Source organism: Pseudomonas sp. ES1, assembly GCF_050586605.1.
In the GTDB taxonomy this organism is placed as follows: Bacteria; Pseudomonadota; Gammaproteobacteria; order Pseudomonadales; family Pseudomonadaceae; genus Aquipseudomonas; species Aquipseudomonas sichuanensis.
In genome coordinates this window covers 18,826-27,243 of the sequence record NZ_JBOBDM010000069.1, presented here as the reverse complement: position 1 = coordinate 27,243, position 8,418 = coordinate 18,826, and the positions used below count along the sequence as shown (strand labels likewise).

General features: G+C 62.2%; 8 protein-coding genes and 1 tRNA gene. 6 read left to right on the top strand and 3 right to left on the bottom strand.

The window, feature by feature from the left end:
• Positions 1-355: 355 nt before the first annotated feature.
• Both ACQ4N9_RS23140 and ACQ4N9_RS23135 read right to left on the bottom strand, forming a co-directional pair.
• On the bottom strand, positions 356-589 hold the full coding sequence (locus ACQ4N9_RS23140) for a hypothetical protein (RefSeq protein ID WP_390968471.1): 234 nt from the start codon (positions 587-589) through the stop codon (positions 356-358).
• 513 nt (positions 590-1,102) lie between these two features.
• Positions 1,103-1,187, bottom strand: a tRNA-Leu gene (locus ACQ4N9_RS23135).
• A 108-nt stretch (positions 1,188-1,295) separates the two neighbouring features.
• Between ACQ4N9_RS23135 and queA the strand changes: the two genes are divergently transcribed.
• The 6 genes from queA (at position 1,296) to ACQ4N9_RS23105 (ending at position 7,369) form a co-directional block, all read left to right on the top strand.
• The gene (gene queA, locus ACQ4N9_RS23130; protein ID WP_153787465.1) at positions 1,296-2,345 is read left to right on the top strand and encodes a tRNA preQ1(34) S-adenosylmethionine ribosyltransferase-isomerase QueA; all 1,050 of its coding nucleotides are present in this window, start codon (positions 1,296-1,298) and stop codon (positions 2,343-2,345) included.
• 14 nt (positions 2,346-2,359) lie between these two features.
• On the top strand, positions 2,360-3,475 hold the full coding sequence (gene tgt / locus ACQ4N9_RS23125) for a tRNA guanosine(34) transglycosylase Tgt (RefSeq protein ID WP_167409821.1): 1,116 nt from the start codon (positions 2,360-2,362) through the stop codon (positions 3,473-3,475).
• Between the two features lie 43 nt (positions 3,476-3,518).
• On the top strand, positions 3,519-3,854 hold the full coding sequence (yajC, locus tag ACQ4N9_RS23120; RefSeq protein ID WP_008092587.1) for a preprotein translocase subunit YajC: 336 nt from the start codon (positions 3,519-3,521) through the stop codon (positions 3,852-3,854).
• A 64-nt stretch (positions 3,855-3,918) separates the two neighbouring features.
• The gene (secD, locus tag ACQ4N9_RS23115; RefSeq protein ID WP_125465408.1) at positions 3,919-5,781 is read left to right on the top strand and encodes a protein translocase subunit SecD; all 1,863 of its coding nucleotides are present in this window, start codon (positions 3,919-3,921) and stop codon (positions 5,779-5,781) included.
• 10 nt (positions 5,782-5,791) lie between these two features.
• Positions 5,792-6,700 carry a protein translocase subunit SecF gene (secF, locus tag ACQ4N9_RS23110; protein WP_390968468.1) on the top strand — a complete coding sequence of 303 codons (909 nt, stop codon included), beginning with the start codon at positions 5,792-5,794 and terminating at the stop codon, positions 6,698-6,700.
• A gap of 120 nt (positions 6,701-6,820) precedes the next feature.
• Positions 6,821-7,369, top strand: coding sequence for a glycine zipper 2TM domain-containing protein (locus tag ACQ4N9_RS23105; RefSeq protein ID WP_125465407.1), 549 nt, complete (start codon positions 6,821-6,823; stop codon positions 7,367-7,369).
• A gap of 210 nt (positions 7,370-7,579) precedes the next feature.
• Here the strand turns inward: ACQ4N9_RS23105 and suhB are convergent, their stop codons facing one another.
• Complete coding sequence (suhB, locus tag ACQ4N9_RS23100; RefSeq protein ID WP_347151079.1) at positions 7,580-8,398, bottom strand: type III secretion system regulator SuhB; 819 nt, start codon at positions 8,396-8,398, stop codon at positions 7,580-7,582.
• Positions 8,399-8,418: the final 20 nt, after the last annotated feature.

The following is an 8,418-nucleotide window of genomic DNA, read 5'->3' as shown; positions in this document are numbered from 1 at the left end:
TCTGTGGCCGTGCCAGCCTGGTAAGGCGCATTTGTGCGAGCGGGATTGTCCCGCGCTAGCACCCATCAGCCAGCCAGGTTGGCTAGGCCGCCTCATCGCGGGGCAAGCCCACTCCCACGCTCTATGCATAAGGCGTTGGTGCTGCGTATGGCGGCAGTGGCCAACAAGGCGTCCAGGAGCCTCATACAGGGCCGTTTAGAGCTTCACCATCCCTACCGCAGCATGTTGGCCTGATAGTCCTATTGCGGGGCTGGCGTGGCTACCACGCTCTATGCGTACACGGGCTGTTCACCATCGCCATAACCGAAACCGGTGACGCCGGCAGTCCAGTCGTTCATCGCGTTCGCCCCCTAGGTCAGTGCTTGACCTGCAGTTTGCTCAATGCCAACTCCGCTAATTGACGAGCGGCTTCGATCTCGTGGGTGGTTGTCAGCGACAGGCCTCGGTCCAAGGGTGTGACATGGGCCGGGGTGTGCAGGTGGATGATGGAGAGGGCGCAGAAGAGCCTCTCCGAGATCTGGACCAGGAGGTCTTCGAGGGAGTGGAGCTTCTCAGGGGAAAGCGGTGGGGCGGGGACAATTTTTATCATGGTGTATCTCTCCGCTAGTTCAGTCGGAGCTACCACCATTAGCTGTCAAACAAATGGGTGGCAGCTATACGCGGGTTGACAGACCGAGAGCAGAGAAACCCGGCGCACACGAGGTGCCCCACGTACAGCTGCCAGAAAGGCGAAGCCATAAGAGGTATCTGCAAGTCAGCCTGTCAAAGCCGGTCGTTGATTTAGCAACGACCGGCCGAGACTAGAGCCCGACCCAGACCACCGCAATGGCTTGAAAGGGGTTTGGAGTATGTTTGGGAAATGGACTACATGGAATGGGGAAAGTCTTAAAGACTTGGGTGCAAGATTGAATCAGTGAAGCGGGCGTCACTGTCGTGGCGCATCGCTGGCAAGCCAGCTCCCACAGTAGACGGCGCAGGGTTCAGGCATTGCACATACCTGTGGGAGCCGGCTTGCCGGCGATGAAACCACTACGGTCAGCCCAACTTTCCCCGATTCCCAGACACAAAAAAACCGACCATAAGGTCGGTTTTTTCTGGATTTTGGTGCCCCGAGGGAGACTCGAACTCCCACTCCTTTCGAAAACGGATTTTGAATCCGCCGCGTCTACCAATTCCGCCATCAGGGCTTGTCGCGGCGCAGTATAGAGAGGCGCATGAGGTCGGTCAATCGTCTTTCATGGTCAATTTTCATGCATTGGGCTAAACTTCCCGGCCCTGTCGAACCGAACATCATCATGCGCGTCGCCGATTTTTCTTTCGAACTCCCAGACTCCCTCATCGCCCGCCACCCGTTGGCCGAGCGTCACGGCAGCCGCCTGCTCGTGCTCGACGGTCAAAGCGGCGCGCTGGCCCACCAGCAATTCACCGACCTGCTCGACTACCTGCGCCCCGGCGACCTGATGGTGTTCAACAACACCCGGGTTATTCCTGCGCGGCTGTTCGGCCAGAAAGCCTCCGGCGGCAAGCTGGAAGTGCTGGTCGAGCGCGTGCTGGACAGCCACCGCGTGCTGGCCCATGTGCGCGCCAGCAAGGCGCCGAAAGAAGGCGCGGTGATCCTCATCGATGGCGGTGGCGAGGCCGAGATGGTCGCGCGCCACGAGACGCTGTTCGAGCTGCGCTTCACCGAAGAGGTGCTGCCCCTGCTCGAGCGTGTCGGCCATATGCCGCTGCCGCCCTACATCGACCGCCCGGACGAGGGCGCCGACCGTGAGCGCTATCAGACGGTCTATGCCGAGCGTGCGGGCGCAGTGGCTGCGCCTACCGCCGGGCTGCACTTCGACGAGGCGCTGCTGGAAAAGATCGCAGCCAAGGGCGTCGAGCGCGCCTTCGTCACTCTGCATGTGGGCGCCGGCACCTTCCAGCCGGTGCGGGTCGACAAGATCGAAGACCACCACATGCACAAAGAGTGGCTCGAAGTGAGCCAGGATGTGGTCGACGCCGTCGAGGCCTGCCGTGCCCGTGGTGGCCGGGTGATCGCCGTGGGTACCACCAGCGTGCGTTCGCTGGAAAGCGCGGCGCGCGATGGCGTGCTCAAGGCGTTCAGCGGCGACACCGACATCTTCATCTTCCCGGGCCGGCCGTTCCATGTGGTCGACTGCCTGGTGACCAACTTCCACCTGCCGGAGTCCACGCTGTTGATGCTGGTCTCGGCCTTCGCCGGTTACCCCGAGACCATGGCTGCCTATGCGGCGGCGGTGGCCAACGGTTACCGCTTCTTCAGTTACGGTGATGCCATGTTCATCACCCGCAATCCGGCGCCACGCGGCCCAGAGGATCAAGCATGAGTCGCACCTGTCGAATGTCGTTCGAACTGCTGGCCACCGACGGCAAGGCCCGTCGCGGTCGGCTGACCTTCCCCCGTGGCACCGTGGAAACCCCGGCGTTCATGCCGGTGGGTACCTATGGCACGGTCAAGGGCATGCTGCCGCGCGACATCGAGGCCATCGGCGCCGAGATCATCCTTGGCAACACCTTCCACCTGTGGCTGCGCCCGGGCACCGAGGTGATCAAGAAGCACAACGGCCTGCACGATTTCATGCAATGGAAAGGCCCCATCCTCACCGACTCCGGTGGTTTCCAGGTGTTCAGCCTGGGCGCCATGCGCAAGATCAAGGAGGAGGGCGTAACCTTCGCCTCGCCCGTGGATGGCTCGAAAGTGTTCATGGGCCCGGAAGAGTCCATGCAGGTGCAGCGCGACCTGGGCTCGGACATCGTGATGATCTTCGACGAGTGCACGCCGTACCCGGCCGAGCACGACGTGGCGCGTACCTCGATGGAGCTGTCGCTGCGTTGGGCCCAGCGCTCGAAGAACGCCCACGCCGACAACACCGCGGCGCTGTTCGGTATCGTCCAGGGCGGCATGTATCAGGACCTGCGCATGCGTTCGCTGGAGGGCCTGGACAACATCGGCTTCGACGGCCTGGCCATCGGTGGCCTGTCGGTGGGTGAGCCCAAGCACGAGATGATCAAGGTGCTGGACTACCTGCCAGGCCAGATGCCGGCTGACAAACCTCGTTACCTTATGGGGGTAGGCAAGCCGGAGGATCTTGTAGAGGGTGTGCGCCGCGGCGTCGACATGTTCGACTGCGTGATGCCCACGCGCAATGCGCGCAACGGCCATCTGTTCATCGACACAGGGGTGATCAAGATCCGCAATGCGTTCCATCGTCATGATGAATCGCCGCTGGATCCGACCTGCGATTGCTATACCTGCACCAACTTCTCGCGCGCCTACCTGCACCACCTGGACAAGTGCGGCGAAATGTTGAGCAGCATGCTCAATACCATCCACAACTTGCGCCATTACCAGCGCTTGATGGCCGGTTTACGCGAGGCTATTCAACAGGGTAAATTGGCCGCCTTTGTCGACGCCTTCTACGCCAAACGCGGGCTCCCTGTGCCGCCTTTGGACTGACTGTTTGCATCCATTATTAGAAAATTTGCATTAGGAGTGCACAATGAGCTTCTTGATTCCCGCCGCCTACGCGGACGCTGCAGCCCCTGCCGCCGGCCCAGCCGGTACCGGCTTCGAGTGGATCTTCCTGGTCGGCTTCCTGGTCATCTTCTACCTGATGATCTGGCGCCCACAGGCCAAGCGCGCCAAAGAGCAGAAGAACCTGCTGAGCAACTTGCAGAAGGGTGACGAAGTTGTCACCAACGGCGGCATCGCCGGCAAGATCGTCAAGGTTTCCGATGATTTCGTGGTTCTGGAAGTGTCCGACACCGTCGAACTGAAGTTCCAGAAGGGCGCGATTGCCGCGACCCTGCCAAAAGGTACGCTCAAGGCTATCTGAGTTACCGGTTTCATTTTTCCAGTCGGGGCGCGCAAAGCGCCCCGCGTCTTGAACGGGCGGCGTGATGCTGAACAAATACCCTCTGTGGAAATACCTGCTGATCGTGGTGGTACTGGCGATCGGTTTTATTTATTCCGCACCCAACCTCTACCCGGATGATCCGGCGGTACAGATCAGCGGCGCCAGCTCCGCGCTGCATGTCAGCCAGGCTGACCTCGATCGCGTCACCAAGGCGCTGACCGATGCCGGCATCGCGGTGAAAGGCGGCAACCTGGGCGAGAAGGGCAGTGCGCTGGTGCGCCTGACCAACCAGGAAGACCAGCTGCCAGCCAAGGATGTGGCGCGCAAGGCCCTCGGCGATGACTATGTCGTGGCCCTGAACCTGGCCCAGACCACCCCGCAGTGGCTGCGCAATCTGGGTGCCAGCCCGATGAAGCTGGGCCTGGACCTGTCCGGTGGTGTGCACTTCCTGCTGGAAGTGGACATGGACAAGGCCATGACTGCCCGCATGAAAGTCTACGAAGGCGAGGTCAAGACCTTGCTGCGCAAAGAGCGCGTCCGCTACCGCAGCCTGCCTCAGCAGGATGGCGGCATCATGCTGGGCTTCGCCGACGACGCTACCCGCGAACAGGCCCGCAGCCTGATCCGCAAGAATTTCAATGATTTCGAACTGACCACCACCGAGCGCAACGAGCTCGCCGTGCTGCGCCTGGCGCTGACCCAGGCCAAGGTCGCCGAAATCCGCGAATACTCCATCAAGCAGAACCTGACCACCGTTCGCAACCGTGTGAACGAGCTGGGCGTGGCGGAGCCGCTGGTACAGCGCCAGGGCGCCAACCGCATCGTGGTCGAGCTGCCGGGTGTGCAGGACACCGCCGAAGCCAAGCGTATCCTCGGCAAGACCGCCAACCTGGAGTTCCGCTTCGGCGCCGAGCCGGGTGCGTCCAAAGCCACCACCGAGGTGTTCGAGTTCCGCGAAGGCGGCCGCTCTGCCCCGGTCGAGCGCGGCCTGATCATCACCGGTGACCAGGTCACCGACGCCCAGGCCAGCTTCGACGAGCACGGTCGCCCGCAGGTGAATATCCGCCTCGACGGCCACGGCGGCGAGCTGATGAGCCGCGCTACCCGCTCCAACGTCGGGCGCAGCATGGCGGTGATCTTCATCGAGCAGAAGCCGGTCACTCACTACGAGAAGCAGACAGTCAACGGCGTCGAGAAAGACGTTGCGGTCCAGAGCTTCAAGGAAGAGAAGAAGATCATCAGCCTGGCGACCATCCAGTCGCCGCTGGGCAGCCAGTTCCGCATCACCGGCCTGAACGGCCAGGGCGAATCGTCCGAGCTGGCCCTGCTGCTGCGTGCCGGTGGTCTGGCTGCGCCGATGTACTTCGCCGAAGAACGTACCATTGGCCCGAGCCTGGGTGCCGACAACATCACCAAGGGTATCGATGCATCCCTGTGGGGCATGCTGTTCGTCTCGCTGTTCATCATCGCCATCTACCGCGGCTTCGGCGTGATCGCCACTGTCGCCCTGGCGGGCAACATGGTGCTGCTGCTGGCATTGATGTCTCTGCTGGGCGCCACGCTGACCTTGCCGGGTATCGCCGGTATCGTGCTGACCATGGGTATGGCGGTCGACGCCAACGTACTGATCTTCTCGCGTATCCGTGAGGAGCTCAAAGCGGGCATGTCGGTGCAGCGTGCCATCCACGAAGGCTTCAACCGTGCGTACACCGCGATCATCGACGCCAACCTGACCAGCCTGCTGGTGGGCGGCATCCTGTTCGCCATGGGTACCGGCCCGGTCAAGGGCTTCGCGGTCACCATGTCCCTCGGGATTTTCACCTCGATGTTCACCGCCGTCATGGTGACCCGCGCCATGGTCAACCTGACCTGTGGCGGGCGTGACATCAAGAAGCTGTGGGTTTGAGGGAGCTGCGATGAAAACCATCAATTTCATGGGCGTGCGCAATGTCGCATTCGCCATTACCGTGCTCCTCACCGTACTGGCGTTGTTCAGCTGGTGGCAGAAGGGTCTGAACTTCGGCCTGGACTTCACCGGCGGTACGCTGATCGAGCTGACCTACGAGCGCCCTGCAGACCTCAAGGCCGTCCGTGCCGAGCTGGTCGAGTCGGGCTTCCACGAGGCCGTGGTGCAGAGCTTCGGCGCCACCACCGACCTGCTGGTGCGCATGCCGGGCGATGACCCGCTGCTGGGCAACAAGGTCGCGGCGGCGCTGCAGAAGGCCGGCGGTGACAACCCGGCTACCCTCAAGCGCGTCGAGTTCGTCGGCCCGCAGGTGGGTGAAGAGCTGCGCGACCAGGGCGGCATGGGCATGCTCCTGGCCCTGGGCGGCATCCTCATCTACCTGGCGTTCCGCTTCCAGTGGAAGTTCGCCGTGGGTGCCATCGTCTCGCTGATCCACGACGTGGTGGTGACCCTGGGTATCCTGTCGTTCTTCCAGATCACCTTCGACCTGACGGTGCTGGCAGCGGTACTGGCGATCATCGGTTACTCGCTCAACGACACCATCGTCGTGTTCGACCGGGTGCGTGAGAACTTCCGGGTGATGCGCAAGGCTTCGCTGATCGAGAACATCAACGTCTCGACCACCCAGACCCTGCTGCGCACTATCGCCACCTCGGTGTCGACCTTGCTGGCCATCGCGGCGCTGCTGTTCTTCGGTGGCGACAACCTGTTTGGTTTCTCCCTGGCGCTGTTCATCGGCGTCATGGCGGGCACCTACTCGTCGATCTACATCGCCAACGTGGTGCTGATCTGGCTGAACCTGAGCAGTGAAGACCTGATCCCGCCGGCCAAGAACGAGGGCGTGGACGAGCGTCCGTAAACGATCGTTCAACGCCGTTCGGCGTAATCAAAGGCGCGAGTGTTGAACTCGCGCCTTTTTTTTTGCTCCAAGGCTGGGAGAAAGCGGGCTGGAACCCGTAAGAAAGATCAGGAGGTTCAGGTGAATAAATCAATGCTGGTGGGTGCGGTACTGGGTGCTGTCGGTGTGACTGCCGGAGGTGCTGTAGCGACCTACAGCTTGGTGAACAAGGGCCCTGAATACGCCCAGGTCACCGACGTGCAGCCAATCAAGCAGCAGGTGAAGACACCGCGCGAGGTGTGCAAGGAGGTCGCTGTGACCCGCCAGGCACCGGTCAAGGACCAGCATCAGATTGCCGGTACCGTGGTCGGAGCCATTGCCGGTGGTCTGCTGGGTAACCAGATCGGCGGCGGTACCGGCAAGAAGATCGCCACGGTCGCCGGCGCGGTAGGCGGTGGCTACGCGGGCAACAAGACCCAGGAATACATGCAGGAGCGTGACACCACCACGACCATGCAGACCCGCTGCAGCACGGTCAACGACATCAGCGAGAAGGTGGTGGGGTACAACGTCACCTATTCCCTCGGTGACCAGGTGGGCAAGGTGAAGATGAATCACGAGCCGGGCTCGACCATCCCTGTGGACAAGAACGGCAAGCTGATCCTGAGCGAGAACCAGGCGGGGCAGTGAGCCGTTTGCCGGGCGCTCTTATGGATTTAATCGGTTAGCAGCAACAGCGTGGGAGCGGGCTTGCCCCGCGATCACCGGCGAAGCCGGTGCCATACACCCCATCGCGGGGCAAGCCCGCTCCCACGCGTTAATCTGTGCTAGCGATTTCCCATAAAAGCGGCATAAAAAAAGCACCTCAAGAGGTGCTTTTTTGTGCTCGGCAATCGGCGCTTAGCGCTTCATGCTCTCCGGCAGGTGCGGCTGGATGGCAGTCAGCACGGCCTTGAAGCACTTGATGTTGCCGGCAACGATATGGCCCTTCTCGAGGAAGTCATGGCCACCGTTGAAGTCGCTCACCAGGCCGCCTGCTTCCTGGATCAGCAGCACGCCTGCAGCCATGTCCCACTCGGACAGGCCCGACTCCCAGAAGGCATCGAAGCGGCCGGCGGCCACATAGGCGAGATCCAGGCTGGCGGAGCCGGCGCGGCGGATGCCGGCGGTCTGGCCGGTCAGTGCGCGGAACATGCCCAGGTAGTTGTCCAGGTCGGCCAGCTGGTTGTCACGGAACGGGAAACCGGTGCCCAGCAGGGCGCCTTCCAGGCTGGTGCGCGAGCTGACGCGCAGGCGACGGCCATTGATCTGGGCGCCACGGCCACGGCTGGCGGTGAATTCTTCCTGGCGAACCGGGTCGAGGACCACGGCGTGCTCCAGGCGGCCGCGGTATTTGCAGGCGATGCTGACGGCGAAGTGCGGGATGCCGCGCAGGAAGTTGGTGGTGCCGTCCAGAGGATCGATGATCCACAGGTAGTCCTTGCCTTCTTCGCCGGTGCCGGCGTGCAGGCCGGTCTCTTCGCCCTGGATCGAGTGGTTCGGGTAGGCTTTGCGCAGGGCATCAACGATGACCTTCTCTGCGGCGCGGTCGACCTCGGACACATAGTCCTTGGCCTGCTTTTCGTCGACTTTGATGCTGTCCAGGCGTTCGATGGAGCGGAAAATCAGTTCACTGGCGCTGCGAGCGGCGCGCAGGGCGATATTCAGCATAGGCTGCATGGGAAGGTCACCTGGAGATG